The sequence below is a fragment of the Gilliamella sp. B3801 genome, from assembly GCF_026536645.1.
GTDB lineage: Bacteria > Pseudomonadota > Gammaproteobacteria > Enterobacterales > Orbaceae > Gilliamella > Gilliamella apicola_I.
Genome location: NZ_JAFNNR010000030.1, coordinates 1 through 699, shown reverse-complemented (window position 1 = coordinate 699; position 699 = coordinate 1). Strand labels below are relative to the sequence as shown.

The following is a 699-nucleotide window of genomic DNA, read 5'->3' as shown; positions in this document are numbered from 1 at the left end:
TCTAATATTGTTAAGGTCTCTTTGAGGGTTGGCTTATAGTTCTCCAGTGAAGCATTATCTTTATTTCGGGTTTCCGCTTTTTTCGCATTCAAATAAAATTCTTTTAAACTACTGGTTTCTGTAATCTGTTTAAAACCAAACCACTCCCAACCATAGTATAGTGGTAAACCAAAAGATTCCATACCTCCTGTCCCCGTTTGCTTATATTGTAAGGATTCAAAATGTGCAGTTTCTGAACGATACATTTTTTCAATTATTATTGCCATTTGCTTGCCATGCTTCTTATATATTAGATTTATAGCGAATTCGGCATCTTCTAGAGTGTAATTTCTTTTGAGTTCAATTTTAATATTGAAACAATCCACCATAGCCACAGCTTGCATAAATCACGCCTACCGCTTTAGCACAAGGTTACAGGCGTAAAAGTTTCTGCAAGTTTATTTGAGGTGTCAGATGTTTGACCTTTTTTAGTTTTGTGTAATTTAGTATTGGGTTACGATTTTTCAATGTTTGTAAAAATATGCGTTTCCTAAATAACCAGATATTATTCATATAAGCAGAAAAATTCACTTATCCATGTGACTTGTCAACAAGTTATTACTAACCTATTTCATTCTAATTCCATATTGGATTAAGTATATAAGGTTCTACACTTTCATTTTTACATTTAAGAAATGTAATATTCTCGTTATTTTTTTT

1 pseudogene is annotated in these 699 nt (G+C 31.6%); it reads right to left on the bottom strand.

Annotation, left to right across the window (positions count from 1 at the left end):
* Positions 1 to 383: pseudogene (locus J3U14_RS11655) on the bottom strand (hypothetical protein); the annotation flags it as partial.
* Between the last annotated feature and the right edge of the window lie 316 nt (positions 384 to 699).